The following is a 25862-nucleotide window of genomic DNA, read 5'->3' on the forward strand; positions in this document are numbered from 1 at the left end:
CGTCCCACGTCCGGGGCGGAGACCTTCGTCATGACGCCGTCAGACGAGGGTGAGGAAGACGTCCCAGGCGGCGGGGGAGAGGGTGAGGGAGGGGAGGTCGGTGTCCTTGGAGTCCCGGACGTGGACGGAGTCGACGAGGGTGGCGACCTCGACGCAGTCGCCGCCCTGGCCGCCGCTGTAGCTGCTCTTGAACCAGTTGAGGTCGGTGCTCATAGCTTTCGTGCCACCTGTTCGATGAGTTGTAGGGATTCCTCCGGGGTGAAGGCCTGCGCCCGCAAGGTGCTGTAGCGGGCGAAGACATCTCCCACGTCCGGTTGTTCGCTGAGAAAGTACCTGCCGCCCTGTCCTTCGACGTAGACGAGTTGACCTCGACGTCCTTCGGTTTCCAGCAGCGTGAAGGGCCCGTTGAGGCCGGCATGTGTCTGTCGGTCTTCGGGCATGACCTGGATCTCGACGTTGGGCAGCTTGCCCATGTCGAGGACGTGCAAGAGGTTCCTCCGGAGTATGTCGGGGCCACCGAGCGGACGGGCCAGGGCTGACAACTCCAGAACGAAGGTGATCAGCGGGGCGGGTTTATGGAAGAGCACTTGCTGCCGCTTCATCCGCGCCGTGACGCCTGCTTCGATCTCGTCGCTTTCGAGGGCCGGGCGTTCTGATGCGAACACGACCTCCGCGTACTCCGCAGTCTGGAGCAACCCTGGGATCAGATGGTTCTCGTACTTGTGCATGCCTGCCGCCCTGGCCTCTTCATCCAAGTAGTCCTCGAACCAGGCGGCGACCCCGCTCACGGCCACTTCCTGAGCCACCGCCAGAAGTGCACCTTGTGCACCGAGCATCGCGTCCGCGATCTCGACGAAGTTCCCCTTCGCCCGCCGCTCGGCACGGGGTGACGTGGCCGCTGGACTGGAGGTCGAGGCCGACGCTCGAAGATCCGTTCGTGGAGCCGGAGTTGTTGCATATGACGGTGAGCTGTGCGGTACGGTAACCGCGAAGTCACTCTCCGTAAAAGTGGAGCGGCCCCCGGTGGTGCGACAACACCATTGACCCGGGGACCTTCACTCCTAGTGGTCTAGAGGCCCACCAGAAATGCTTACGCATGTTATCCCGCCGGTTCGTTGCTACGCCAAGGTCTCGAACAGTGTCGTGCGGCATCCGCGTCTGAACAGTGACGCGAAGATCCTCCTCATTCACGTCCAGGGCCTCCCCGAGGGCGAGCGGAACAAGCCGCTCGGGGAGCACGCCGGTGACTTGGGGATGAAGCCCCGGGCGTACAGCCGGGCGAGGGAGGCCCTGGCGGCCTGCGGGTTCCTTCACGAGTGGAAGGGCCAGGACGCGCGCGGGCGTTGGGTCACCGATCAGCTCATGTCGAACGTCACCCTCACGCGTGAAGAGGCGGGGGCGGTCCGGGTGGGGGTTCCGGCCGGATCTCCGACTGATGTCCCACCGACTCTCGGTTTTCCGAGGGGTCGGCGAGTCGGTGGCCAACTACCCAAGGACGAAGACGGGGAGAAGACGTACTCCCACCCACCCACCAAAGCGCAGGCGCCGGAATCGGAGCCGATCCCGGAGCCGGAACCCATCCCGGAGCCGACCCCCGCGCCGGAGTCGGTGCCGGATCCGTCGCCTGAGCCGGGCCCCGCTCCCGAGACCGAAGCCGAGACCGCGCCGCCGACCCCCGAAGCCGCCGCAGCCGAAAGCGTGTTGCTCTCCCTGCGGCACCACAACCGGGACCTTCTGCTCGGCGTCCGGGAGGCCCGGGGGCTGGCCGAGGTGGCGGGGGAATGGCTCCGGAGAGGTGTGTCGGCGGCGGATCTGCGGCATGCGCTGACGGCCCATCTGCCGCGTAACGGCGTCCGTTCGGCGGTGGGGTTCCTCAGGCACCGGCTCACGGAGAAACTCCCGGCGGAGGAGGCCTTCCACCCACCGGCCAGGGCCGGAGCCGGAGCCGGGACCACGGCCACAGCCACCGCCCCGGCGGAGCTGGTCACCTGCGAGGGCCCGGGGAACACCCACGTGTTCCGGCCCACCGCCGACGAGACCCTCTGCGGCACCTGCCGCACGAACGAGGCCTGGAAGGCCCACGCCCGTCGCTACGACCCCCGCCCCGAAAAACCCTCCGTCACCTGGCGGCAGCGCGTCGACGAGATCGCCCGGGACGAGGCCGTCGTCACCTGAGGAGGGCGGGCGCGGACGGTTGGCATCTGCCTTTGCTGCATGCCGAGTTCCGTGAACCCCTGCTGGTGGCCGTCTACGACGCCGAGTGCCCCTTCCGCCGGCCCGCTTGCCGCGCGGTCGGCACGTCCGCACCACGCCCCGGGGTCAGTCGTTCGGATCATGCCGGGCTCGTGCGAGAGGTGCATCCGTCCGTGGCCCGACCCGGGAAGTGGTTGCGGCGGGTGTCCCGAGCGGGGCACCGGTCCGGTTCACGGGAAGTGGAGGTCGGTACGGTGATCACGGTGGAACGGAGCTTCGTCGTCGGGCTGTCGCTGGACGACCTCGTCACGTACCTGGAGGACTTCGGTCGTGCCGAGGAGTGGGACACCGGGACCGTGCGCTGCGTACGTCTGGACGAGGGGCCGGTACGGCCCGGCACCCGGTGGCACAACACCTCGCGCTTTCGTGGCCGCACCACGGAACTCGAATACCGGCTCGTGACGCGCGAGCCCGACCGGCTGGTGTTCGTCGGGGAGAACAAGACGGTGACGTCCACGGACGATCTCGGCTTCCGGGCCGAGTCCGCCACCCTCACCCGGCTGACCTACCGGGCGTCGCTGCGATTCAAGGGGCTGGCGCGGCTCGCCTCACCGTTCCTGAGGGCCGAGTTCGAGCGACTCGGTGACGAGGTCGCCGAACGCCTCCCGGCCGCCGCCGCACAACACCGTCCCTGACCTACTGCGTGCGGAAGTCCACCACCGGGGGAATGACGTACCGGTTCGGGTCCGGGCGGGTGACGGTCGCGCGTACGGCGGAGATCGGCGCGGCGACGACCGCGACCCCGGCGACCAGGCCGAGCAGGGCGCTCACCCGGCCCGACACGAGATCCAGGAGGACCGGGACCAGCGCGGCCAGGGCGATCCCCAGCCACAGCAGCATCCGGCCGTGGACGGCGGCCCGGAAGTACGGGCGGGGACGCACCGGACGGGCCTTCACGCCGGGCGTGGTGACACGGAGGTGCACGGGGTTGGTCAGATAGCGGTCGGTGTAGTCGAGCGAGGCGTAGCCCCACACCATCTCGCCGTTGTCGGCGATGACCGCCACCGGATAGGCCGGGTGGCCACGCCGCCGCGCCACGGAGAGGACGGGCTCCCAGCGCTCCGGCCAGTAGACCCAGACGTGCTCGCCCTTGACCCGGGGACCGAAGACCGCGAGCTGCTTGCGGGCGTTGTCCGGCCCGAACATCGAGGGGAGCAGCCCGTGGGTGCCGTACCAGTCGCCCTTGGCGTCCCGGAGCTTCAGTTGCTGGGCGTGCTCCAGCGGCGGGTCGATGAGCTTGGTGCTGTTCTCGGGGACCAGCCGAATCCATTCGGCGCCCGTGGACTCGAAGCGCACGGCGACGACCCGGCCCGCCAGGGCGTCCTGGGCGAGGAGCCGCTGCGGCTCGGGCAGCCGGCGGACGAGCAGGTTCTTGACCGTCAGGACGAGGACGATCGCCGCCCAGGGGATCAGCACCAGGTGGCCCAGGACGACCACGGGGAGCATGATCTCCAGATAGGCGGCATGACGGAACACGGCCCAGGGCGCGAACGCGACCAGCGTCATCCCGGTCGTCAGATGCCAGTCCACCGGGTTGCGCGGCAGGACGGACGGCAGGTCCCTCATCGGCGGGGGAGAGGGCACCGGCGGGCCGGCAGGCGCTTCCTCCCGGGTGAGCAGGGCCCACGCGCCGATGCATATCGCACCCATGACGAGCGCGGCCAGAATGTCCCAACGGGCGCCGTCCGGCCGGTCGTAGACAAAGCAGAGAACGACGGCGACGGCGGCGCAGACGAGCGAGACCGCGCGCAGGGATTCGGTGACGGTGTGTCTCACGTGAGTCCTGGGGGTCGGCCCGAGGGGACGGGCGGGAGAGCGGAAAGTGAGGGCCGGGCAGTGAGGATCCGTGGATCCACGGGTCCGCGGTATGCGGGTCTTCGGGTCTGCCGATCCGGGGGTGGTGAGGGTGGGCGGACTCCTAGGGAGGGGCCGCAGATCCGCAGCCCCCAAATCAGCTCAACGTACCCAGCCCGTCCCGGCGGCAGAAGCCCCCGGCAGGCCGCGTGCCGGTGACGGAAGCCCGTCGAACCCGACCGGAGTCACCCCTCCCACCGGCTCCTCGGCAGGCACCACACCTGGTTCTCCCCGGTCTCGGCCGGAGCCAGCGCCTCGGCCGGGCGGCGCTCGCCCACCGTGAACCCGAGCCGGGCGGGAACGGCGCCGCTCGCCAGGTTCGCCGGATCGTGGACGATCTCGACGCGGTCGACACCGGGGACCCGGAACGCCTCCTCGGCCAGCGCGCGGGCCGCCCGGGTCACCACCCCCCGGCCGGTCGCCGCCGGGTGCAGCCAGTAGCCGATCTCCAGGACGCCGTCCGGGGTGTCCTCGTGCCGGTACAGCCCGCAGGAACCGACGAGGGCGCCGTCGAGCACGATCGCGTACGTGTACTCGTCACCGCTCGCCCAGAGCGAGGACCGCCCCGCGAGGAAGGCGGTCGTGTGGTCGAGGCTGTGCTCGGCGGTCCAGGGCATCCACGGCCGCAGATGGTCGAGCGACTCCTCGATGACCCGGAAGAACTCGGGAAGGTCCGCCCCGGCGTCGAACGCGCGCAGGGTGAGGTCGTCGTCGAGGGCGATCACGGGCCTGGGTTCGGTGAGGAGGTCCATGCGGCGAGGATCGTACGCGGCGATCGCTGTCGGCAAGGGGATTCGGCGGGCCGGAGGCGGGTGCGGGCGATGGGAGACGCAGGTCACCTTCCGGCTGATCAGCGGGCGCGGGCCTTGCGCCGGAAGTCCCTTCCGTCGCGCTCGGCGGACCGTCCCGGGCCCCGGGGGTGTACGACCGACCCGGGCCCCGGGACGTACGACCGACCCGGGCCCCGTCGTCGTGCGGGCTCAGCCCTTGCTGACCGCCGCCAGGATCTCCGGCAGCCGTCGCGCCGTGCGCGGGGCCGCCGCCTTCAGGCCCGCCCAGGAGAGCAGCGCGCCGTACAGCGCGCCGACCGGGAGCACCAGCCACAGCAGGGACCCCTGGTCGGAGACGTGCAGATAGATCGTCGCGGCGATCAGCGGCGCGCAGAGGACCGTCGCCGCGACCATGCCGCCGAGGATCGACATCCAGGCGAGACCGCCCTGCCCCGGCACCACGTTCTTGTAGCCGCTGTCCTGGGGGATCGAGTACGGGAGGCTCGCCGACGCCACCGCGCCCGACGCCAGCATCGCGCCGAGCAGCGCGAACGCCAGGCCCAGCGCCTCCGGGAACTGCGACCACTGCCCGAGGACACCGGCCGTCACCGCGGTGACGAGCGTCGTGAACGGCAGCGTGATCATCAGCAGGGCGAGCGCCCGTGCCCGGAGTTCGGCGTACGCGTCGGCGCTCGTCGAGAGGGTCTGCGCGACCATCCAGAACGCCGAGGTGTCCTGCCCGAACTGGTTGTACATCTGGATGCCGAGCATGCCGGAGGCGAAGCACGCGAAGTAGATCGAGCCACTGCCCTGGAAGGCGTTGAACAGCGGGACGATCAGACCGATGGCGAGCGAGGTCACCCACGCCGCCTTGGTCTTCGGGTCGCGCCAGATGTACCGCAGGCTGCGCTCCATGACCGCGCCCGTACGGCCCTCCGGCAGGAGGCGGCCGAGCAGCCCCGACCCGGCGGCCTTCTCCCGCCCGCTGTCGGGAGCGGCGCCGATCGTGGAACCGTCCGGCTCGACCATCAGCCGCACCAGGCTCCGCCGCCACCAGTACGCCAGCGCCGCCAGGGTGGCCGCCGTGAGCAGCAGCCGTACCGCCGCCACCAGGTGGTCGCCCTTGCTCGCCGCGTCCACCGCGCCGATCCCGGCGGCCGGCGGCAGCCAGCCGACGACGGTCGCGGCCGGTTCGAGCGAGCTGAGGCTGCCGGCCCGGTTGAGGCGCTGGACCCCGAAGTTCACGAACTGGATGCCGACCGCGATCACCAGACCGCTCAGCAGCGCCAGGTCGCGGCCCTTGCGGGAGGTCAGGAGCCGGATGTTGGCGGCGGCCACCGCCCGCGACAGCGCCACGCACGTGACGGTCACCAGGGGTACGGCGAGGACGGCGACGACGGTCGCGGCGGCGCCGTGGGCGACGGACAGCGCGGCGCCGAACGTCAGGAGCAGGGTGAGGAAGGGGCCGATGCCGACGAGCGAGGCCACAAGCAGGGCCCGGACGAGCGGCTGGGGCCGCAGCGGCAGCATCACGAGCCGCGAGGGGTCGAGCGTCTCGTCGCCGCTCGGGATGAACAGCGGCATCACCGTCCAGGAGAGCGCGAGCGCCCCGGTGAGGAGGACCGCGACGGTGTCGGCGTCGGCGCTGCCGCGCAGCAGGACGAAGGCCAGCACCATCAGGGCGGCGAAGAAGGCACCGAAGACGGCCGAGGCGATGTAGGCGGCGGTCCGTCCGCCCGACTGCCGCAGCCCGTTGCGCAGCAGTGCCAGCTTGAGCCGTACGAAGACGGAGGTGAGCGAGGGGGCGGAACCGGCCCCGGCCGAGGTGGTGGTCTGGGTGACGGCACTCATCACTGAGCCCCTCCAGAAGCACCCGAGCCTCCAGAAGCACCCGAGCCTCCAGAAGCACCCGAGCCTCCAGAAGCACCCGAGCCCCCAGGAGCACCCGAGCCCCCAGGAGCACCCGAACCACCAGAAGCACCCGAACCACCAGCGGCCCCGGACCCACCGTCAGCCCCGCGCCCGCCGCCCAGCCAGTCCAGCGAGTCCCCGGCCGCCTCGCGGCCGTTCGCGCCGACCAGTTCCAGGAACGCCGCCTGGAGCGACGGCGCCGAGCCCCGCACCACGTCGAGCGGACCCTGCGCCCGGATCTGCCCCGCCGCCATCACGGCGACCCAGTCGCAGAGCGACTCGACCAGCTCCATGACGTGGCTGGAGAAGACGACGGTCGCACCGGAGGAGGTGTACCGCTCCAGGACGCCCCGGATGGTCTGGGCCGAGACCGGGTCGACGCCCTCGAAGGGCTCGTCGAGGAAGAGCACCTCGGGGTTGTGGAGCAGCGCCGCCGCGAGCCCGATCTTCTTCCGCATGCCGGTGGAGTAGTCGACGACCAGCTTGTTCTGCGAGCCGGTCAGGTCGAGCACGTCGAGGAGCTGCGCGGCACGCTTGTCGACCTCGGCGCCGGGCAGCCCCCGCAGCCGGCCGCTGTACGCGAGGAGTTCACGGCCGGAGAGGCGCTCGAAGAGCCGCAGGCCCTCGGGCAGGATGCCGATCCGGGCCTTGACCTGGGCGACCGACTCCGGGTCGGCCCACACGTCGTGCCCGGCGACCAGGATGCGGCCGTGGTCCGGCCGGAGCAGGCCGGTGATCATGGAGAGAGTGGTGGTCTTGCCGGCGCCGTTGGGGCCCACGAGCCCGATGAACTTGCCCGCCGGCAGGACGAGATCGACCCCGTTCACCGCGATCTGCTGACCGAAGCGCTTCCACAGCCCCTCGACGCGGACGGCGGGCACCGCACCGTCGCCCGGCGCCGCGCCCGCCTTCTCGTACGCTCCGTCAAATGCCTGGTCAGGCATGTTCCGTCAACCCCTCGGTCGTCCCCGTGTGTACGTGGGCAACCCTACGGGTGAGGTCTTCGCGGCCCCTAGGGTCACGACGTGCGGAGCCTCGTAGCTCCGGGGTGACGACCTGCGGAGCCTCGTACCCCCGGGGTCACGGAGTGCGGCCCCGGGCCTCCGCCGCCTCCCGGCCGCACGCGTACGCGAGGGCGCTGATCAGTTCCTCCGCGTCGGGGAGCCAGCGGTTCGCCGGGGTGGGGCGGCGGGCCCACTGCACGGCGCCGCAGCCGCCGACGCGGGTGGGCGGGGCGGCGACGTAGTGGCCCTCTCCGCGCGTGGTGAGGTCGATGGCGGCCGGGACCCAGCCCAGCCTGCGGACCAGGTCGGGGACCTTGGTGGCGGCGCCCGGCAGGACGAAGAAGTACATGCGGCGGTCCGGGGTGCAGGTGACCGGGCCGAGCGTCAGCTCCATGCGCTCCATGCGGGCGAGCGCGAGGAATCCGGCGGACTCGGGCACCTCGATCGCGTCGAAGGTGCGGCCGGTCGGGAGCAGGATCGACGCCTTCGGCTGCTTCGACCACATGCGCCGGGCCCCGACCCCGCTGCCGGTCGCCTGGGTGGACCAGTCGGGCCTGACGGCGTGGGCGCCGGGCACGGCGCACGCGTCCGCGCCGCAGGAGCATCGCTCCCTGCCCTCGACGGCTTCCAGCCAGGTCCCGGGAAACACGTCCCAGTGCCGCTCTTCCGCGTACCGCACGGCACTGTCCAGCAGCTGCTCGCCTCGCTGCTGGGGGATCTGCGCGGCTTCCGTGACTCCCATGGTCTCTTCCACGGTGAACACAACTTCCCGCGTGACCCGGGGTTACGGGCGGGGGGTACGGCGGTGTGACGCATCGATCCTGCATGCGGGGCGCATCGGAGCACGGGCGGGGGCGCGCGGGGGGCCGGGGAGCGGGGGTGGGTACGCAGAGGTGGGGGCGTCGGCGGGATCGCGGCCGACGTGTCCGGTTTCGCGTGTTCACATCGGCATTGACCGGATATCCACCGGGCAGTGATCACTCCTCTTGTGATCACCGCACGGCCTCAGGGGGTACTCATGGCAGCCAGGCCACTCGTTCCGCGCCAGCTCAACGAACGGCTCCAGGCGCTCATTCAGGAGGCGGGCTGTTCCAACGCCGGTCTCGCCCGCAGGGTCAACATGGTCGGCTCGGAGCGCGGTCTCGATCTGCGGTACGACAAGACTTCGGTGGCCCGCTGGCTGCGCGGGCAGCAGCCGCGCGGCCGGGCGCCGGGGGTCATCGCCGAGGCCCTGGGCCGCAAGCTGGGCCGCACGGTCACGATCGACGAGGTGGGCATGGCCAACGGGCGGAATCTCGCCGCCGGGGTGGGCCTCCAGTTCGCGCCGACCGTGCCGGGGGCGATCGAGCAGGTCTGTGAGCTGTGGCGCAGCGACGTGGGGCGGCGCGACTTCCTGGCCGGCTCGACGGTGGCGGCCTCGGCGCTCGTCGAGCCCAGCAGGGACTGGCTGATCACGGGGCCGGACCCGCACGTGGCCCGGCAGGCGGGGGCGCGCGTCGGGGTCGCGGACGTGGCGGCCGTACGGGAGATGACGGGCGCGCTCGTCGACCTCGACCGGCGGTTCGGCAGCGGGCATGTGCGGCCGGTGGTCGTCCACTACCTCAACAGCGTGGTGTCGGGGATGCTGTCGGGCTCGTACCGGGAGGCGGTCGGGCGGCAGTTGTTCGCGGCGGTCGCCCGACTCACCGAACTCGCCGGGTACATGGCGGTGGACACGGGCGAACCGGGGCTCGCGCAGCGGTACTACATCCAGGCGCTGAGGCTCGCGCAGGCGGCGGGCGACCGGGGCTATGGCGGGTACGTCCTGGCCGCCTCGATGAGCCACCTCGCCGCGCAGCTCGGGAACCCCCGGGAGATCGCCCAGTTGGCGCGGGCCGCGCAGGAGGGGGCGCGGGGGAAGGTGCCGCCGAGGGCGGAGGCGATGTTCTTCGCGGCCGAGGCGCGCGGGCACGCGCTGCTCGGGGACGTCCGCGCCTTCGAGGAGGCCGCCGGGCGGGCGGTGCGGGCGCTGGAGCGGGCGGATCCGGAGGCGGGCGACGACCCGGCGTGGATCGCGCACTTCGACGGCGCGTATCTGTCGGACGAACTGGCGCACTGCTACCGGGATCTGGGGCAGCCGGTGGCGGCGGCGCGGGCGGCGGAGGAGTCGGTCGCGGGCCATCCGGCGACGCGGGCCCGGCGCCGGGCGATCGGTCTGGCCCTGCTGGCCTCGGCGCAGGTGCAGCAGCGGGAGGTCGAGCAGGCCTGCCGGACGGGGGCGCGGGCGCTCGAACTCCTGGGCACGCTGCGGTCGTCGCGGGGCCTGGAGTATCTGGACGATCTGAGGGGGCGGCTGGAGCCCTACGCGGGGGAGGCGGTGGTACGGGAGTTCGGGGCGCGGATGGAGCTGTACGCGGCGTAGTCCCTGGTGGGGGCGGGATCGTGAAAGAAGGTTGTGTAACCGGGCTCACACGTGTGTGCGGAGCCCGGCGCGCACCCGGTAGCGTGAGCCGACGATTCCGTAGGTCCATCAGTAGGAGTCCCGGTGACGCAGAACGGACAGGGTCCGGAGCAGCAGTACCCGGCGGTGCCCCCGGCGCACGACGCCCACGGGGGAGCACAGCCGTGGGACGGCGCCTGGGGTCCCGCCGCCGGCCAGCCGGGCGGGCAGCCGCTGCCGCCCGCGCAGCCGCTGCCTCCGGAGGCACCTCCGGGCGGCGCCGCTGACATGCAGTCGACGCAGTACCTGCCGCCGGTCCCGCCGCAGGGCGCCCCGCCGCGGCCCGGTTACGGCTACCCGGGCCCGGGGGCCCAGGGCGGCGGCGACATGCAGGCGACCCAGCACATCCCCCCGGTGCCGGGCGGGATGCCCGGTTTTCAGGGCGGAATGCCGCCGGTGCAGGCCCCGCAGCAGCCCGGGTACGGGTATCCGCCGCCGGCCGCCGGCGACATGCAGGCCACCCAGCACATCGCGCCCGTGCCGCAGCAGCAGGGCGGGGGCGCCTCGACCCAGTTCCTGGGCGCCGGATCGCTCCAGGCGCAGGGCCCCGGGCCCGCCGGCGCCTCCGACGCGACGCAGTACATCGCGCCCGTACCGCCGCAGGCGCCCGGTGAGCGGCAGCCGCCCGCCGAGTTCGACAACCTCTTCCGTACGGAGTCGCCGCAGGTCCCGCAGCAGCCGCGCACGCAGGCGTACCAGCAGCCGCCCGCGCCCGCTCCGTACCAGCAGCAGCAGCACCAGCAGCCGCAGCAGCACCAGGGGCCGCCCCCGCAGCAGTACGCCTACCAGGACGCGTACTACGACGACGGCGGCGACCCCGAGCCCCCGCGCCGCAAGTCGCCGGTCGCGCTGATCGCCGCCGTCGTCGTCGGCTGCGCGGTCATCGGCCTCGGTGCCGGAGCGCTCCTCAGCGGCGGGGACGACGACGGGAAGAAGCCCGGCAAGGACACCCAGAACGTGGCCACCGGCTCCGCCGCGCCGCCCACCCAGGCGCCCACGGAGAAGCCCGCCGACCCGGCGGAGCCGCAGGCGCGGGAGCTGAGCAAGCTGCTCGCGGACAGCAGCAGCAGTCGTGACACGGTGATCAGCTCGGTCGAGCTGATCAAGCAGTGCAAGAACCTCGACAAGGCGGCCGGTGACCTGCGCGGGGCCGCCGAGCAGCGCCGGGGCCTGGTGGCCCGGCTCCAGACGCTCGGTGTCGACAAGATCCCGGACAGCCCGGCGCTGACCGCCGCCCTGACCAAGGCCTGGCAGGCCTCGGCCGCCGCCGACGACCACTACGCGGCCTGGGCCGACCAGATGAAGGCCAAGAAGGCCTGCAAGGGCGGCAAGGCCCGGTCGACGAACCAGACGGTCGCGGCGACGCAGAAGAGCGACGAGGCCACCGCGGCGAAGAAGCAGGCGGCCGGGCTGTGGAACCCGACCGCCACGAAGTACGGCCTGGAGAAGCGGACGTACACCCAGCTGTAGGCCCTCGGGGGGCGGCGCTCAGGGCGCGCTGAGGACCGTCGCGCCGACGTCGACGAAGCCGGGCCGCTGGGCCACGAGCCGGCCCTTGCGGACCACCTGGAAGGTCACCTCGTGGTTGACGATCCGGGGGAATCCGGGGGCGCCGAGCAGGTCCTCGTACTTCCAGCGCAGGCTGGGGGTCAGGCCGCCGGTGTCGATCCGCTCGCCCCGGTCGAGGGCGTGGGTGATCTGCGCGGCGGTGACCCGGTCGGTGCCGAGTGACTCGACGACCTCCTTGAGGACCGTGTAGGCGATCCAGGTGGTCTGCACGCCCGCGTCGGACGGGTCGACCCGGTTGTCGGCGAAGGCGTGCGCCTGGATGACCTCGCGCATCGGCGCCCAGCTCTTGTCGCCGGCCTCCGGGTACCAGCCGGTGACGAAGGCGCCCTCGAAGGGGCTGTGCGCGCCTCCGGTGCGGTCGATCACGGGCTGGCCGACGCTGCCGAGCACCGAGGAGATCCGTACGGAGTCCCGCTTGCCGCCTTCGCCGCCCTCCTGCTCGGGGAGGCGGCGGAAGGAGTCGAAGAAGGTCTGGGTGCGCTCGCCGAGCACGGCGGTGACGCAGCCGTTCCTGTCCCCGGCCTTCTCGCGGGCCCGGTCGGCCTGTGCGGTGTACTCGGCGGCGTCCTCGACGGCCGGGATGTCGACGGCGCTGCGGTGGCTCGCCTTGCGGAGGCCCGAGTTGAGCAGTTCAGGCAGTTTGTCCCCGGCGAGGGTGTCGGGGCGGACGAGTGAGACCGTCCGGCAGGACTCGGCGAGCTGCATGCCGTGCCCGGCGATGAGCGAGGCCTGCCCGCCGTTGACGGGGTAGGAGAGCGGGCTCGTGAACTCGTCCTCCGAAATGCCGTAGCCGCCGATGTACGGGATCTCCGCGGCTTCGAGCGGGGCCATGAAGGCGCGGCCGTTCTGGCTGTACGAGCCGACGACCGCGACCGCGTTCTCGTGGACGGCCCGGCGGGCGCAGGCCGCGGCGCCCGAGGGGGTGTTGTGCTCGTTGCAGGTGAGGACGCGCAGTTCGTGCCCGTCGATCCCGCCCTGGGAGTTGATCCAGCGGGCGTAGGTCTGCGCCATCGCGGGCATTCCGGGCATGTTGGTCGCGCGGGTCTGGTCGGGGGCCCAGGTCATCACGGTGACGGGCTCCCTGGAGCCCCCCGTGGCCCCGGGGAGCACGCCGCACCCGGTGAGCATCGAGGCTCCGGCCGCCGCGGTCGTGACGTACGCGAGGAGTGAGGTCAGTCGCCTACCGGTCATGGATGTGCACGTTTCCGCCTCGCGGGTAACGCGGGAGTGAGCACGGTTCAACGGTGGGTGACGTCAAGGTGAATTGCGGGGGCTGCGAGGGGGCGACTCCGGTTACCGGACAGGGGAACGTACGATCGAAACGTGTCCAGTCCAGTCTCCGGTTCGGTGAACTCTTCCCGTCGTGGCCGTCGCTCCTCCACCATGGGCGGCATGCCGCTCAACGACATGCCGTGGTGGCGCTGGCGCAGCAACGCGCGCTCGGCGCTGCACATGCTCTCCGACCCCGGGTTCCACGAGACGACCTGGCTGGCCGGCCTGGACGGGTACGGCGACGTCACCGACGCCGTCTACCGCCTGGTCGAGGACACCTGGCTCGACAACTGGTCCGCCGAGAAGTACGTGGGCTCGATCTTCCGCGACACCGCCGAGGCCGCCCTCGTCGACGTCGCCGTCCTCCGGGTGCTCCGCATCATGCACCAGGTGGGCCCGGACGCCCCCGTCTCCGCCTACCTCCAGCACCCCGGCTGGCCCGAGGCCGTACGGGCCGCCCGCGAGGCCCACGTCCACCTGGCGCGGGCGGACGGCGAGGACCCGGACACGCCTCCGTGCTCGCTGGACGTGCTGCACATCATGACCGGGGCCTGAGCCGCCGGTGGGCCGTTCCGTCTGACGGACGGTGGGCCGCCGGGAGGCCCGGGTGTGGCAGGCTGACGGGATGACCGACCAGTACGTCCTCACCCTCTCGTGCCCGGACAAGCAGGGCATCGTGCACGCCGTGTCGAGCTACCTCTTCATCACCGGGTGCAACATCGAGGACAGCCAGCAGTTCGGAGACCGCGACACCGGACTCTTCTTCATGAGGGTCCACTTCTCGGCCGAGGCCCCCGTGAACGTCGACAAGCTGCGGGCCAGCTTCGCCGCCGTCGGCGACTCCTTCGTGATGGACTGGCGGATCAACCGCGCCGACGAGCGCATGAGGGTCGTCCTCATGGTGTCGAAGTTCGGCCACTGCCTGAACGACCTGCTGTTCCGCTCCCGGATCGGCGCGCTGCCGGTGGAGATCGTCGCCGTCGTCTCCAACCACACCGACTTCGAGGCCCTCGTCGGCTCGTACGGGCTGCCCTTCCGGCACATCCCCGTCACCAAGGACACCAAGGCCGAGGCGGAGGCCGAGCTGCTCGACCTGGTCCGTGAGCAGGACGTCGAACTGGTCGTCCTCGCACGCTACATGCAGGTCCTCTCCGACGACCTCTGCAAGCAGCTCTCCGGGCGGATCATCAACATCCACCACTCCTTCCTCCCCAGCTTCAAGGGCGCCAAGCCCTACCACCAGGCGCACGCGCGCGGGGTGAAGCTGATCGGCGCGACCGCCCACTACGTGACGGCCGACCTCGACGAGGGCCCGATCATCGAGCAGGAGGTCGAGCGGGTCGGGCACGAGGTCACCCCGGACCAGCTGGTCGCGATCGGCCGGGACGTGGAGTGCCAGGCGCTGGCCCGCGCGGTGAAGTGGCACGCGGAGCGCCGCATCCTCCTGAACGGCCGTCGCACGGTCGTCTTCGCGTAGCCGAGCCGCACCGCCCCGGGGCGCCCCCGGGGCCGTGGGCCGGCTGCCTACAGCCGGCTCAGGGAGGCCGCCGCGAAGAGGACGTCCCTGATCGCCTCGCGGTCGCCGTCCTGGCCCGCCGCCGCTTCCTCCGGCGAGATGTGGCCCGCCACCAGCTGGCAGAACTCCACCCCGTCCATCGCCACCTGAGCCACCGCCCGGTCCGGCGAACCGACCGCCGCCGGGGAGTCCAGCGCGATGTACCAGTGGCCACCGCCCGCGCCCTCCACCTCCAGATGGAGCGAGCGGCCCGGCGCGCCCGCCGCGACGAGCTGCCGGGCCGGGGCCGCGAGGCCGGTGCGGCGGCGGCCGGCCAGGGCCGCCGGGAGCAGCCGCGCCGCCAGGTCGATCATGCCGTGCAGATGCGCGCCGCTGGGCGGGGCGTAGGGGTAGGCCACCGCGTTCGCGATGTCTTCCGCGTGCACCCAGCACTCGAAGGCCCGCTCCAGGAGCGAGTCGCGCAGCGGCAGCGCGAAGTCCTTGTAGGTGACGGTCAGGTCCGCCACGCCCCGGCCCGCGAACGAGACCGTGCGGATCAGGTGGTGGCTCTGCTCCCGCCAGGGACCCCGCAGGGACCGGTTCGCGGGCCGGTCGAGGCCCGACCAGAAGGCGCCTCGGTGCGCTCCGTCGGCGACAGCTCGGGGGTGCCGGCGCCCAGCGGGTCGTCGAGTCCGAGCGCCGCCCCGACCAGTCCGTCGACGGCGAGGAGGTGGCCGATGACCCCGGCGACGGTCGCCTTCCGGCGGACCAGCCGGTCCTCCTCGTACCACTTGAGCCGGACCGGGGCGTGCCACTCGGACTCGCCGATGTCCCGCAGCAGCGCGTCGAGCCGCGCGGTCTCGGCGTCGTACGGGGTGACCCAGTCGGGGACGGGGATACGGGCCGGGCGGCGGCCGAGGCAGTTCTCCAGGACCCGGGAGCGCAGCAGCGGGTCGAGGTCCAGGTCGCGGTCCTCGTGGAGCAGCGCCACGGCGTCGCGGAGCCGCAGGGCCTCGTCGGCGCAGGGCGCGCACGCGGTGAGGTGGTCCTCGACGGCCTGCGTCTCCCCGAGCGAACACGCCGAAAGCGCCCAGGCCCCGAGCAGGGACTTGAGCACTCCATGGCTGAGCACGGGCACCTCGGGTTCCGGTGGAGATTCCGGTTGTCGCGGTCCGTCCCCGTACGCCGCCTCCGCCGTCAGGTCCGCGTGGTCGTCGGCCGCCGGGCGCGGGCCCGGTATCCAGGGGGCGCGTGCGACGTCGTCCGCGTCGTCGTTCGCCCCGGTCACAGCGCCCGTCCGTAGCCGGGCGGCGCTCCGCCCTCGGCGGGGCGGGTGTGGGCCGAGGAGAGCAGCTGGAGGCCGAGGCGGAGGCGCCGCCGGGCCTCGTCCTCGGTGACGCCGAGGTCGGCGGCGGTCTGCCGGTAGTCCCGGCGCTGGAAGTACGCCAGTTCCAGCGCGGCCCGGAGCGGTCTCGGCATGGAGGTGACGATGTAGTCGGCGCGGGCGGCGACGACTGCCCGCCGGACCTTCTGTTCCAGTTCCTCGGCGGATCCGATTCCGGTCTCCGCGTACGCCGTGGCCTCGTTCTGCCGGAGGCGGTGGACGGCCTGCCGCTGGGTCAGCTTGGCGACCCACGAGCGCAGGTTGCCCTGCTTGGGGTCGTAGGCGTCGGGGTTCTCCCAGATGTAGCCGAAGACCTCGCGGGTGATCTGGTCGGCCGCGTCGTCGTCGTCGAGGACCCGGTGGGCGAGGCTGTGCACCAGGGCGGCGAACCGGTCGTACAGCTCGCCGAGCGCGGCGGCCTCGCCGCGCGCCAGCCGCTGCTGCATCCTGCGGTCCCAGCGCGGTGGTGTGTCCCTCGCCATCCGGTCCTCCGCCCCTCCCGGCATCCCCGTCGGCTTCCCGGTTCTCCTCCAACGTAGTGGGCCGCGCCGGGAACGCACGCCTGTTTGCCGCAAGTGCGCTCTTGACGCGGCCCCTGATGGTAAGGAAAGCGTCATCCACCGGTCCGGGGGTTTCGTCCGTTCCCGGCGGGGCAGGCGGCGGGCGTGACGACGATCGAGGTCGACGAGGACGAGTACGACTCCTGGACGGTGTTCCAGGTGCGCGGAGAGATGGACCTGATCACCTCCCCGCGGATACGCAGGAGGGTCCACGACGCCGTGGCGGGTGGCCGCCACGACCTGGTGATCGACCTGTCCGCCGTGCGGTTCTGCGATTCCAGCGGGGTCGGCGTCCTGATCGCGGCCCGCCGGCTGCTCCGCTCCTGCGGCGGCCGGCTCCGGCTGATCCTCCCGGAGGACCGGGAGGGCCATGTCGGCCGGGTGCTGGCAGCGCTCGGCGTCCGCCGCCTCTTCGAGGTGTACGAGGACGTGCCGGCGGCGGTCGCCGGAGCGGGCGCCGCGGCGGGCGCGACCGCGAACTGACCGCAGCGGCCCCGCCCTCCACGGCTCCTACGGCCGCGGGCCGAACTGCTCCCTCAGCCGGTACTTGAGGACCTTGCGCAGCGTCTCGTTGCGGGGGAGCGCGTCCACCACCTCCAGCTGTTCCGGCAGCTTGTGGACGGACAGGCCGGCCTCCCGGAGGAAGGCCGTCAGCGCCGGGAGGGTCAGCGGTTCGGCGCCGGGCGGCTGTTCGACGACGGCGCAGACGCGTTCGCCACGTGCGGTGTCCGGGAGGCCGATGACGGCGGCGTCGCCGACTCCGGGGTGCTCGTGGAGGAGGTCCTCGATCTCCTTGGCCGAGATGTTCTCGCCCTTGCGGATGATGATGTCCTTGATGCGACCGGTGAGGACGAGGTGGCCGCTCGGGGTGAGGTGCCCGACGTCGCCGGTGATGAGGAAGCCGTCCTCGTCGAAGGCGGCGGCGGTCTGCGCCGGGTCGAGATAGCCCCGGCAGACGGCCTCGCCGCGCAGCCGGACCTCTCCGGTGGAGGTGATCCGTATCTCCATGCCGGCGGGCGGGCGTCCCTCGGTGGTCGCGAGGTTCTCGGTGGTGTCGTCCGGGTCGCCCATGGTGATCATGGGGACCTCGGTCATGCCGTACCCGTGGGTGAGCTGGCAGCCCAGCTCCTTGCGTACGGCGTGGTAGATCTCCGGGGGCTTGGGCGCGCCGCCACCCGCGAGCAGCCTGAGGGTGGGGATGACGGGTTCGTCCGGGTGTTCGCGCTGCTGGGCGAGGAACATCGCGTAGAAGGCGGTGGAGCCGCCGGCCACGGTCACTCCGTGCCGCCGGTACTCGCCGAGGGCGTCGGGCAGCGCGAACTGCTCGAACATGACGGCCGGGAACCCGTACAGCAGCAGCATCACGGTGTAGTCGGGCCCGGCGATGTGCGCGTACGGGAAGGCCATCGAGCCGACGTCCTCGGCGGTGAGCCGCAGCGCGTGGGCGAGGCAGGAGCCGCCGGCGAGCAGGGAACGGTCGGTGTGCAGGACGCCCTTGGGGTCGGAGGTCGTGCCGGAGGTCCAGTAGATCCAGCGGACGTCGGTCCCGGAGGCGGGCGGCGGGGGCAGCACGGCCGGGTCGCCGTCGGGCAGGTCGTCGTAGGCCTCGAAGATCCCGCGCGCGCCGAGCCGCCGGGCCATCCCGGTGTGGTCGAAGCCGCGCCAGACGCCGGGGACGGCGAAGAACTCGGCCTTGGACTCGCGCAGCGCGAAGCCGACCTCCTTGTCCCGGTAGAAGGGGATCACGGGCGTCTGTACGGCTCCGACGCGGGCGAGCGCGAAGGAGAGCACGGCGGTCTCGATGCGGGTGGGCAGCTGCCAGGCGACGACCGTCCCCGGCCGCACCCCCATGGCGTACAGCCCGGCGGCGCAGCGCTCGGCCCGGTCCCGGAGCCCGCCGAAGGTGAGCACCCGGTCGCCCTGGAGGAGGACGGGCAGGTCGGGCGTGAGGGCGGCGCGGCGTTCGACGAGTTCCCAGAGCGTGCCGGACTCGCCCAGGGCGTGCGCGGTCTGATCCATGACCGTACTCCTCTTGGCTGACGTTCCGTCAGATCGTGCGGTGAGCGTAGAGGTCCGGCGCTTGTCGGTCCAGGGGTGCGGGGCTAGCCTGATCCCGTCAGATCTGACGGTCCATCAGAAAGCGCCATGAGAGACATGGAGGGGTCATGACGGAACTGCCCCGCATCATCAGCGTCGACGACCACGTGATCGAGCCCGCCCACCTCTTCGACACCTGGCTCCCGAAGAAGTACCGGGACCGGGGGCCCCGGCCGCTCACCGCCGGCATCGGGGAGCTCGCCTACGTCGCCGGGAAGTACCAGATCACGATGGACCCCGACGGACCGCCCACCGACTGGTGGATCTACGAGGACCTCAAGTTCCCGTACAAGCGCAACATCGCCGCCGTCGGCTTCGACCGCGACGAGATGACCCTGGAGGGGATCACCCGCGAGGAGATGCGGCGCGGGTGCTGGGACCCGGTCGCCCGGCTGAAGGACATGGACCTCAACCACGTCGAGGCCTCCCTCTGCTTCCCCACCTTCCCCCGCTTCTGCGGGCAGACCTTCGCCGAGGCCCACGACAAGGAGGTCGCCCTCGCCTGCGTCCGCGCCTACAACGACTGGATGGTCGAGGAGTGGTGCGGCGGCAGCGGCGGCCGGCTGATCCCGCTCTGCATCATCCCGCTCTGGGACATCGACCTGGCCGTGGCCGAGATCCGGCGCAACGCCGCCCGGGGCGTCAGGGCCGTCACCTTCTCCGAGATCCCCACCCACCTCGGACTGCCGTCGATCCACTCCGGCTACTGGGACCCGTTCTTCGCGGTCTGCCAGGAGACCGGGACGGTGGTGAACATGCACATCGGCTCCAGCAGCCAGATGCCCGCCGCCTCCCCCGACGCCCCGCCCGCCGTCCAGGCCTCGCTGAGCTTCAACAACGCCATGGCCTCGATGATGGACTTCCTCTTCAGCGGGGTCCTCGTGAAGTTCCCCCGGCTCAAGCTCGCCTACAGCGAGGGCCAGATGGGCTGGATCCCCTACGCCCTCGAACGCGCCGACGACGTCTGGGAGGAGCACCGCGCCTGGGGCGGCGTCCGCGACCTCATCCCCGAACCGCCGTCCACCTACTACTACCGGCAGATCTTCTGCTGCTTCTTCCGCGACAAGCACGGCATCGCCTCGCTCGACGTCGTCGGCCGGGACAACGCCACCTTCGAGACCGACTACCCGCACGTCGACTCGACCTTCCCGCACACCAAGGAGGTCGCCCTCGACCACGTCCGGGGCCTCGACGACGAGACGGTCTACAAGCTCATGCGCGGCAACGCCATCCGCATGCTCGACCTCGACTTCGACCGGGGCCGGGGCACCGTCTGATGGACCTCTCCTGCACCGACGAGGAGGAGGCCTACCGGGCCGGGCTGCGGGAATGGCTCGCCGCCACCCTCCCCGGCCTGCCCGAACGGCCCGACCCGCTCGACTGGCCGGCCCGCCGCGCCTACGACTGCGGCTGGCAGCGCAGGCTGTACGACGCCGGATACGCCGACGTCCACTGGGACGCCTCCCCGACCCAGCGGCTCATCTTCCTGGAGGAGACCGAACTCGCCGGTGCGCCCTACGTCGGTGCCAACTTCGTCGGACTCCTCCACGCGGGCCCGACCGTCGCCGCCGAGGGCACGCCCGAACAGCGCGCCCGCTGGCTGCCGCCCGTGCTGCGCGGGGACGAGGTCTGGTGCCAGGGCTTCAGCGAGCCCGGCGCCGGCTCCGACCTCGCCTCGCTCCGCACCCGGGCGGTACGGGACGGGGACGAGTACGTCATCAGCGGCCAGAAGATCTGGACCTCGCACGCCGAGGTCGCCGACTGGTGCGAGCTGCTTGTCCGTACGGACCCGGGGGCGGCCTCCAAGCACAAGGGCATCACCTGGCTCGCGATGCCCATGGACGCCCCCGGCATCACCGTACGGCCGCTGCGGACCCTCGCCGGGTCGACGGAGTTCGCCGAGGTCTTCCTCGACGAGGTCCGCGTGCCCGTCGGGAACCGGGTGGGCGAGGAGAACGACGGCTGGCGGGTCACCATGGTGACCCTCTCCTTCGAGCGCGGCACCGCGTTCGTCGGGGAGGTCGTCGCCTGCCGCCGTCTGCTCGGTGAACTCGCCCGCACCGCCCGGAAGAACGGCACCTGGGACGACCCCGTCCTGCGCCGCGGGCTCGGCAGGCTCTCCGCCGAGTTCCGGGCCCTCTGGCGGATCGTCCAGGCCAACGTCAGCGAGGCCCAGGCGACGGGCGGGGTCCCCGGGGCCGGCGGCTCCGTCTTCAAACTGCACTACTCCCACGCCCGCCAGGAGCTGTACGAAGCCGCCGCCGCGGTCCTCGGTCCCGAGGCGCTCGACCTCGGCCGGGACTGGACCCTGGACCGGCTGTCCTCGCTCTCGTACACGATCGCGGCCGGCACCTCCCAGATCCAGCGCAACATCGTCGCCGAGCGCATCCTCGGCCTGCCGAAGGGCCGGTGACCCCGTGGACTTCCGACTCAGCGAGGACCAGCGGGCCCTCAGCAGGGGCGTACGGGACCTCCTCGAAGGCCGCTTCGACCGCGAGGCGCTCCGGGCCGCCGTCGACGCCCCCGCCCTGGACCGGGAGCTGTGGCGGGAACTCGGCGAGGCCGGGTTCTTCGCCCTGCGGCTGCCCGAGGACGACGGGGGTGTGGGGCTCGGCCTCCCGGAGGCGGTGCTCGTCTTCGAGGAGGCGGGCCGGGCCCTGCTGCCGGGCCCGCTGGTGGCCACGCACCTCGCGGCCGGTTCCGTGCCGGGCGCGGCGGAGGGGACCGTCGTCGTCACCGAGGCCGACGAGGGTCTCGTCCCCTGGCTGGACGAGGCCGACGTGGTGATCGGGGACGCGGACGGCGCCGTGCCGATGCGGTCGGTGGACCCGCTGACACCGCTCCACCGGGTGCCGGGGGAGCGAAGGCACGGAGAGGGCGGGCGCCTCGCGGGTGGGGACGGCCGGCTCGTCGCCGCGCTGCTCCTCGCCGCCGAGCAGGTCGGGAGCGCGGGGTGGGCCACGGAGGCGGCCGTCGGGTACGCCCGCGAGCGGGAGCAGTTCGGGCAGCCGATCGGGGCCTTCCAGGCCGTCAAGCACCTGTGCGCGGGGATGCTCGTCCGTACCGAACTCGCCCGCGCCGCCGTCCGTGCCGCCTCCGTCACCGCCGACCCCGTCGAGATCGCCGGGGCCAAGCTGCTCGCCGACACTGCCGCCGTCGGCAACGCCAGGGACTGTCTCCAGGTGCTCGGCGGGATGGGCTTCACGTGGGAGGCGGATGTCCATCTGCACCTCAAGCGGGCCTGGGTGCGGGCCGAGCTGCGGCTGCCCGCCGCGCGGGCGGAGGAGGCGGTGGCCGCGGGACTGTGACGCTGTGGTAGCCCTCCGCGTTCGCCGGGTCACGGAATGTCGATACCGGGTTGTGTCCTTCGGCGCGGTCGTCACGGCCCGGAGTCGCCGTCCGCCTCCGGTACGCTCCGTGGGATGCGAGTGCGTGTGGGCCCGGATCGTCCCGGTGTCGCCCCTGAGGTGACTCCGGGCCCGGGAATGCGCGCCGCTCGCGCCCCGAGGAGGCGCCCCGCGCGCCCCTGTTCGACTCCCCGCAGCGCGCGTCGCACAGTATGGACCACGCGTACTCCTTCGCGCTGGAATATGCCCGAAGCGCTTGTTGCGGTGACTGTACGTCAACCATGCTGTCTCACAAGGGAATCACGTTCCGTAAGGGCGTCGATGGCTGTGAGGCGCGAGGCGATGTGTCCGCCGGTTCGGATGGTGTGAGCGGTGCAGGTGCTTCAGGTTCAGTTGGAGGTCGGGCCCGACCCGGCCGAGGTGAGTCGGGCCCGGAGGTGGGCCCGGTCGAGGCTCGCGGGCTCGGGCATAGGGGAGGACGAGTCGCTGGCGGACACGCTGGTGCTGCTCATCTCCGAGCTCGTGACCAATGCCGTGGTGCACACCGGCTGCCCGGCCGTGCTCCGGATGCTGTTCGCGGCGGAGGGCGGGGTGCGGGTCGAGGTGGCCGATGCGAGCGACCGCCCGCCGAAGCCCCGGCACGCCGAGGGTGACGACACCAACGGGCGCGGCCTGGAGCTGGTGGACGGCCTCGCGGACCGGTGGGGCTGGCAGCCCGAGGGCGTCGGCAAGAGCATCTGGTGCGAGGTGGACCGGTCGGCTCCGGCCGCGCCTCCGCCGGCGGCTTCCCTGCCCCACGGCCGGGTGCGCTGCTGACCCTTCGTGGCGGCCGTCTACAGGATGGCCACCGGCGCCACGGGTGTGCCCGTGGCGCCCACGAAGGGCTCCGGCATCGCCGAGAGCAGGAAGGCGTAGCGCCGCTCCTGTGCACAGGCTGTGGACAGTGCTTCCAGGTTCCAGTTCTGGCCCTGGAGCATCCCCATCTCGACCAGGTCGAGGGCGTGAACCGGCATCCAGAGGTCCTCGATCTCCGGCGGGAAGATCTCGAACGTGAGGGTGTCGTTGGCGACCGCCGCGACATCCCGCGCGTGGAACCACTCCGGCGTACGGACCGAGAGTCCGGGTGAGGGGAACGCGTACCCGTGCCGGTCCCCGGCCAGGTACAGCTGGATCTGGCCGGTCCGTACGAGCACGATGTCACCGGCCCCTACGGTCACCCCGCCGAACTCCGCGGCCTCGTCCAGGTCCTCCGGGGTGACGGCGTGGCCGCCCGGCAGCCGGTCCACGCCCTTCGCGGCGGCCACGTCGAGCAGAACACCGCGCGAGACGAGGTGGCGGGCGGTCTGGATGCCGCTGAACTCGGCTCCGCCGTGCGGGGTGACGGTGGCGGCGGGACGGCCGTTGTAGATGCGGCCCGAGTGCGAGGCGTGTGTCAGCGCGTCCCAGTGGGTGGCGGCCTGGAGGCCCAGGGTCACGACGTCGTCGCTGGTGGCGACCGTGCCGGGGCCGAAGAGCTCCTGGTTGATCTGGACCATCGTGTGGAGCGGGTTGACCCGGCCGGGGATCATGCCGGTCTGGACGCCGTCCTGTTTCAGGTCGACGGCGAGCGGGACGCGGTGGCCGGTGCGGACGGTGGCGACGGCCTCCCGTACGACCTCGTCCGTGACGAGGTTGAGAGTGCCGATCTCGTCGTCCTGGCCCCAGCGCCCCCAGTTGTTGACGCGCTTGGCGATCTCGTGGAATGCGGCGGGAAGAGACATCGGGGCCTCCGGGGTCTTGTTTTCCGGTATCTGACGGACCGTAGAATCCTGACGACGAACGAATCTAACGGACCGTCAGAAAGTGCGGGAAGGGGCCGGACGTGGGGAACTTCTTGACTGGCAAGGTCGTCGCCGTGACGGGGGCGGGGCGGGGCATCGGCCGTGCCGTCGCCCTCGCGTGCGCGGCGGAGGGCGCGAAGGTCGTCGTCAACGACTACGGCGTGTCCATCGAGGGCGGGGAACCGACCTCCGAGATCGCCCTCTCGGTGGTGAAGGAGATCGAGGCGGCGGGCGGCTCGGCCGTCGCGGTCGCCGACGACATCTCGACGATGGCGGGCGGGCAGCGGGTCGTCGACACCGCCCTCGCCGAGTACGGGCGCATCGACGGCGTCGTCTGCGTCGCGGGCATCCTGCGCGAGCGGATGCTCTTCAACATGTCCGAGGAGGAGTGGGACCCGGTCGTCGCGACCCACCTCAAGGGCACGTTCACGGTCTTCCGGGCGGCCTCGGCGGTCATGCGCCGCCAGGGCGCGGGCACGCTGATCGGCTTCACCAGCGGCAACCACCAGGGGTCCGTCGCCCAGGCCAACTACTCGGCCGCCAAGGGCGGGATCATCTCGCTCGTACGGTCGGCGGCGCTCGGCCTCCACAAGTACGGGGTCACGGCGAACGCGGTGGCGCCGGTGGCACGGACCCGGATGTCGGCCAACGTCCCGATGGAACTGGCCGAGATCGGGGAGCCCGAGGACGTGGCCGCCCTGGTCGTCTACCTGCTCTCCGAGCGGGCCCGCGAGGAGAAGATCACCGGCCAGGTCTACACGATCGCCGGACCCAAGATCGCGGTCTGGGCGCAGCCCCGCGAACTGCGGGCCGGATACGCGGAGGGCGGCGCGTGGACCCCCGAGCGGATCGCGGACTTCCTGCCGGGGACGGTGGGCGTCGACCCGATGCCCATGCTGGCCCGTCTGGAGGAGATGGCGCGGGCCGCGGCGGCGGGCGAGCGCCCCAACACCGCCAAGGAGAACGGCTCATGAGAGGTGTCGTCTTCGACGGAAAGCGGGTCCAGGTCGTCGACGACCTGGAGATACGGGACCCCGGGCCCGGCGAGGTGCTGGTCGCGGTGGCCGCCGCCGGGCTCTGCCACAGCGATCTGTCCGTCGTCGACGGGACCATCCCGTTCCCCGTGCCCGTCGTCCTCGGGCACGAGGGCGCCGGGGTCGTCGAGGCCGTCGGGCCCGGCGTCACGCACGTCGCCGCCGGAGACCACGTCGCCCTGTCCACGCTCGCCAACTGCGGCGCCTGCGCGGACTGCGACCGGGGGCGGCCCACCATGTGCCGCAAGGCCATCGGGATGCCGGGGCGGCCGTTCTCACGGGACGGCCGGCCGCTCTACCAGTTCGCGTCGAACTCGTCGTTCGCCGAGCGGACCGTTGTCAAGGCCGTCCAGGCCGTGAAGATCCCGGAGGACATCCCGCTGACCTCCGCCGCCCTCATGGGCTGCGGCGTCCTCACCGGCGTCGGAGCCGTACTGAACCGGGCGAAGGTCGGCCGGGGCGAGACCGTCGTCGTCATCGGCACCGGCGGCATCGGCCTCAACGTCCTCCAGGGCGCCCGGGTCGCCGGCGCCCTCACGATCGTGGCCGTGGACACCAACCCGGACAAGGAGGAGGTGGCCCGCCGCTTCGGCGCCACCCACTTCCTGGACTCCACCGACGGCGTACGGGGGATCCTGCCCACCGGTGCCGACCACGTCTTCGAGTGCGTCGGCCACACCGGGCTCGTCCGCACCGCCGTCGACCTCCTGGACCGGCACGGGCAGGCGATCCTCCTCGGCATGACGGCGCCCAAGGCGGAGGCGACGTTCCTGCCCGCCGCGATGTTCCTGGACAAGTCGATCCTCGGCTGCCGCTACGGCTCCTCCCGGCCCCAGCGGGACATCGCGCTCTACGCCGAGCTGTACCGCTCGGGACGCCTCCTCCTCGACGAACTCGTCACCTCCACCTACCCCGTGGAGGAGTTCGCGCGGGCCGTGGAGGACGCCGAGGCGGGCAAGGTCGCCCGGGGCGTGCTCACCTTCTGAGCCGCCCCGCGAACCGGCTGGGCACAG

Annotated in this window: 23 protein-coding genes and 2 pseudogenes; 13 read left to right on the forward strand and 12 right to left on the reverse strand. The window is 72.2% G+C overall.

What is annotated here, in order from left to right; translation table 11 throughout:
- Window positions 1-39 precede the first annotated feature (39 nt).
- On the reverse strand, window positions 40-213 hold the full coding sequence (locus ABT154_RS18665) for a DUF397 domain-containing protein (RefSeq protein WP_351857923.1): 174 nt from the start codon (window positions 211-213) through the stop codon (window positions 40-42).
- Window positions 210-806, reverse strand: a complete 597-nt coding sequence (locus ABT154_RS18670; RefSeq protein ID WP_351857924.1) for a DUF5753 domain-containing protein — start codon at window positions 804-806, stop codon at window positions 210-212. Before ABT154_RS18670 ends, ABT154_RS18665 begins: the two co-directional genes overlap by 4 nt.
- A gap of 892 nt (window positions 807-1698) precedes the next feature.
- On the opposite strand from ABT154_RS18670, the gene ABT154_RS18675 reads away from it, so the two are divergent.
- Window positions 1699-2175, forward strand: coding sequence for a hypothetical protein (locus tag ABT154_RS18675; protein ID WP_351857925.1), 477 nt, complete (start codon window positions 1699-1701; stop codon window positions 2173-2175).
- Window positions 2176-2447: 272 nt separating this feature from the next.
- On the forward strand, window positions 2448-2888 hold the full coding sequence (locus ABT154_RS18680) for an SRPBCC family protein (protein WP_351857926.1): 441 nt from the start codon (window positions 2448-2450) through the stop codon (window positions 2886-2888).
- A 1-nt stretch (window position 2889) separates the two neighbouring features.
- On the opposite strand, the gene ABT154_RS18685 is transcribed toward ABT154_RS18680, so the two are convergent.
- The 5 genes and pseudogenes from ABT154_RS18685 to ABT154_RS18705 form a co-directional block, all read right to left on the reverse strand.
- The gene (locus ABT154_RS18685) at window positions 2890-4029 is read right to left on the reverse strand and encodes a hypothetical protein (RefSeq protein WP_351857927.1); all 1140 of its coding nucleotides are present in this window, start codon (window positions 4027-4029) and stop codon (window positions 2890-2892) included.
- A gap of 263 nt (window positions 4030-4292) precedes the next feature.
- On the reverse strand, window positions 4293-4859 hold the full coding sequence (locus ABT154_RS18690) for a GNAT family N-acetyltransferase (RefSeq protein WP_351857928.1): 567 nt from the start codon (window positions 4857-4859) through the stop codon (window positions 4293-4295).
- A 228-nt stretch (window positions 4860-5087) separates the two neighbouring features.
- The gene (locus tag ABT154_RS18695; protein ID WP_351857929.1) at window positions 5088-6728 is read right to left on the reverse strand and encodes a transporter; all 1641 of its coding nucleotides are present in this window, start codon (window positions 6726-6728) and stop codon (window positions 5088-5090) included.
- Between the two features lie 167 nt (window positions 6729-6895).
- Window positions 6896-7732: pseudogene (locus ABT154_RS18700) on the reverse strand (ABC transporter ATP-binding protein); the annotation flags it as partial.
- 136 nt (window positions 7733-7868) lie between these two features.
- Complete coding sequence (locus ABT154_RS18705; protein WP_351857930.1) at window positions 7869-8534, reverse strand: bifunctional DNA primase/polymerase; 666 nt, start codon at window positions 8532-8534, stop codon at window positions 7869-7871.
- Between the two features lie 276 nt (window positions 8535-8810).
- On the opposite strand from ABT154_RS18705, the gene ABT154_RS18710 reads away from it, so the two are divergent.
- Both ABT154_RS18710 and ABT154_RS18715 read left to right on the forward strand, forming a co-directional pair.
- A complete protein-coding gene (locus ABT154_RS18710; RefSeq protein WP_351857931.1) occupies window positions 8811-10193 on the forward strand; it encodes an NsdA family TPR-like regulatory protein in 1383 nt (460 codons plus the stop codon).
- Between the two features lie 123 nt (window positions 10194-10316).
- Window positions 10317-11741, forward strand: coding sequence for a hypothetical protein (locus ABT154_RS18715; protein ID WP_351857932.1), 1425 nt, complete (start codon window positions 10317-10319; stop codon window positions 11739-11741).
- Between the two features lie 18 nt (window positions 11742-11759).
- Here the strand turns inward: ABT154_RS18715 and ABT154_RS18720 are convergent, their stop codons facing one another.
- Window positions 11760-13031: an ABC transporter substrate-binding protein gene (locus ABT154_RS18720; protein WP_351857933.1), complete on the reverse strand. Its 1272-nt coding sequence runs from the start codon at window positions 13029-13031 to the stop codon at window positions 11760-11762.
- A 192-nt stretch (window positions 13032-13223) separates the two neighbouring features.
- Here ABT154_RS18720 and ABT154_RS18725 point away from each other — a divergent pair, with 192 nt between their 5' ends.
- Both ABT154_RS18725 and purU read left to right on the forward strand, forming a co-directional pair.
- On the forward strand, window positions 13224-13667 hold the full coding sequence (locus ABT154_RS18725) for an SCO4402 family protein (protein WP_351858019.1): 444 nt from the start codon (window positions 13224-13226) through the stop codon (window positions 13665-13667).
- A 70-nt stretch (window positions 13668-13737) separates the two neighbouring features.
- Window positions 13738-14589 (forward strand): formyltetrahydrofolate deformylase, encoded by an 852-nt coding sequence (gene purU, locus ABT154_RS18730; RefSeq protein WP_351857934.1) that lies wholly within the window; start codon window positions 13738-13740, stop codon window positions 14587-14589.
- A gap of 47 nt (window positions 14590-14636) precedes the next feature.
- On the opposite strand, the pseudogene ABT154_RS18735 reads toward purU, so the two are convergent.
- Together ABT154_RS18735 and ABT154_RS18740 are read right to left on the reverse strand one after the other, a co-directional pair.
- A pseudogene (locus tag ABT154_RS18735) lies at window positions 14637-15895 on the reverse strand (DinB family protein).
- Complete coding sequence (locus ABT154_RS18740; protein WP_351857935.1) at window positions 15892-16473, reverse strand: sigma-70 family RNA polymerase sigma factor; 582 nt, start codon at window positions 16471-16473, stop codon at window positions 15892-15894. Before ABT154_RS18740 ends, ABT154_RS18735 begins: the two are co-directional and overlap by 4 nt.
- Before the next feature lie 183 nt (window positions 16474-16656).
- Here ABT154_RS18740 and ABT154_RS18745 point away from each other — a divergent pair, with 183 nt between their 5' ends.
- Window positions 16657-17034 carry an STAS domain-containing protein gene (locus ABT154_RS18745; protein WP_351857936.1) on the forward strand — a complete coding sequence of 126 codons (378 nt, stop codon included), beginning with the start codon at window positions 16657-16659 and terminating at the stop codon, window positions 17032-17034.
- A gap of 27 nt (window positions 17035-17061) precedes the next feature.
- Here ABT154_RS18745 and ABT154_RS18750 read toward each other — a convergent pair whose 3' ends face one another.
- Window positions 17062-18570, reverse strand: a complete 1509-nt coding sequence (locus ABT154_RS18750) for a class I adenylate-forming enzyme family protein (RefSeq protein WP_351857937.1) — start codon at window positions 18568-18570, stop codon at window positions 17062-17064.
- Window positions 18571-18716: 146 nt separating this feature from the next.
- Here ABT154_RS18750 and ABT154_RS18755 point away from each other — a divergent pair, with 146 nt between their 5' ends.
- From ABT154_RS18755 to ABT154_RS18770, 4 genes are all read left to right on the forward strand, one after another.
- A complete protein-coding gene (locus tag ABT154_RS18755; RefSeq protein ID WP_351857938.1) occupies window positions 18717-19925 on the forward strand; it encodes an amidohydrolase family protein in 1209 nt (402 codons plus the stop codon).
- Window positions 19925-21061: an acyl-CoA dehydrogenase family protein gene (locus ABT154_RS18760; RefSeq protein ID WP_351857939.1), complete on the forward strand. Its 1137-nt coding sequence runs from the start codon at window positions 19925-19927 to the stop codon at window positions 21059-21061. The genes ABT154_RS18755 and ABT154_RS18760 overlap by 1 nt, the downstream gene beginning before the upstream one ends.
- Window positions 21062-21065: 4 nt before the next feature.
- The gene (locus ABT154_RS18765) at window positions 21066-21956 is read left to right on the forward strand and encodes an acyl-CoA dehydrogenase family protein (protein ID WP_351857940.1); all 891 of its coding nucleotides are present in this window, start codon (window positions 21066-21068) and stop codon (window positions 21954-21956) included.
- 411 nt (window positions 21957-22367) lie between these two features.
- The gene (locus ABT154_RS18770; RefSeq protein ID WP_351857941.1) at window positions 22368-22811 is read left to right on the forward strand and encodes an ATP-binding protein; all 444 of its coding nucleotides are present in this window, start codon (window positions 22368-22370) and stop codon (window positions 22809-22811) included.
- Window positions 22812-22828: 17 nt separating this feature from the next.
- On the opposite strand, the gene ABT154_RS18775 is transcribed toward ABT154_RS18770, so the two are convergent.
- A complete protein-coding gene (locus ABT154_RS18775) occupies window positions 22829-23755 on the reverse strand; it encodes a cyclase family protein (protein WP_351857942.1) in 927 nt (308 codons plus the stop codon).
- A gap of 101 nt (window positions 23756-23856) precedes the next feature.
- Between ABT154_RS18775 and ABT154_RS18780 the strand changes: the two genes are divergently transcribed.
- Together ABT154_RS18780 and ABT154_RS18785 are read left to right on the forward strand one after the other, a co-directional pair.
- On the forward strand, window positions 23857-24789 hold the full coding sequence (locus ABT154_RS18780; protein WP_317876673.1) for an SDR family NAD(P)-dependent oxidoreductase: 933 nt from the start codon (window positions 23857-23859) through the stop codon (window positions 24787-24789).
- Complete coding sequence (locus ABT154_RS18785; protein ID WP_351857943.1) at window positions 24786-25835, forward strand: Zn-dependent alcohol dehydrogenase; 1050 nt, start codon at window positions 24786-24788, stop codon at window positions 25833-25835. Before ABT154_RS18780 ends, ABT154_RS18785 begins: the two co-directional genes overlap by 4 nt.
- The last annotated feature ends 27 nt before the right edge of the window (window positions 25836-25862 follow it).

Source organism: Streptomyces sp. NPDC001728 (assembly GCF_040297565.1).
Taxonomy (GTDB): domain Bacteria; phylum Actinomycetota; class Actinomycetes; order Streptomycetales; family Streptomycetaceae; genus Streptomyces.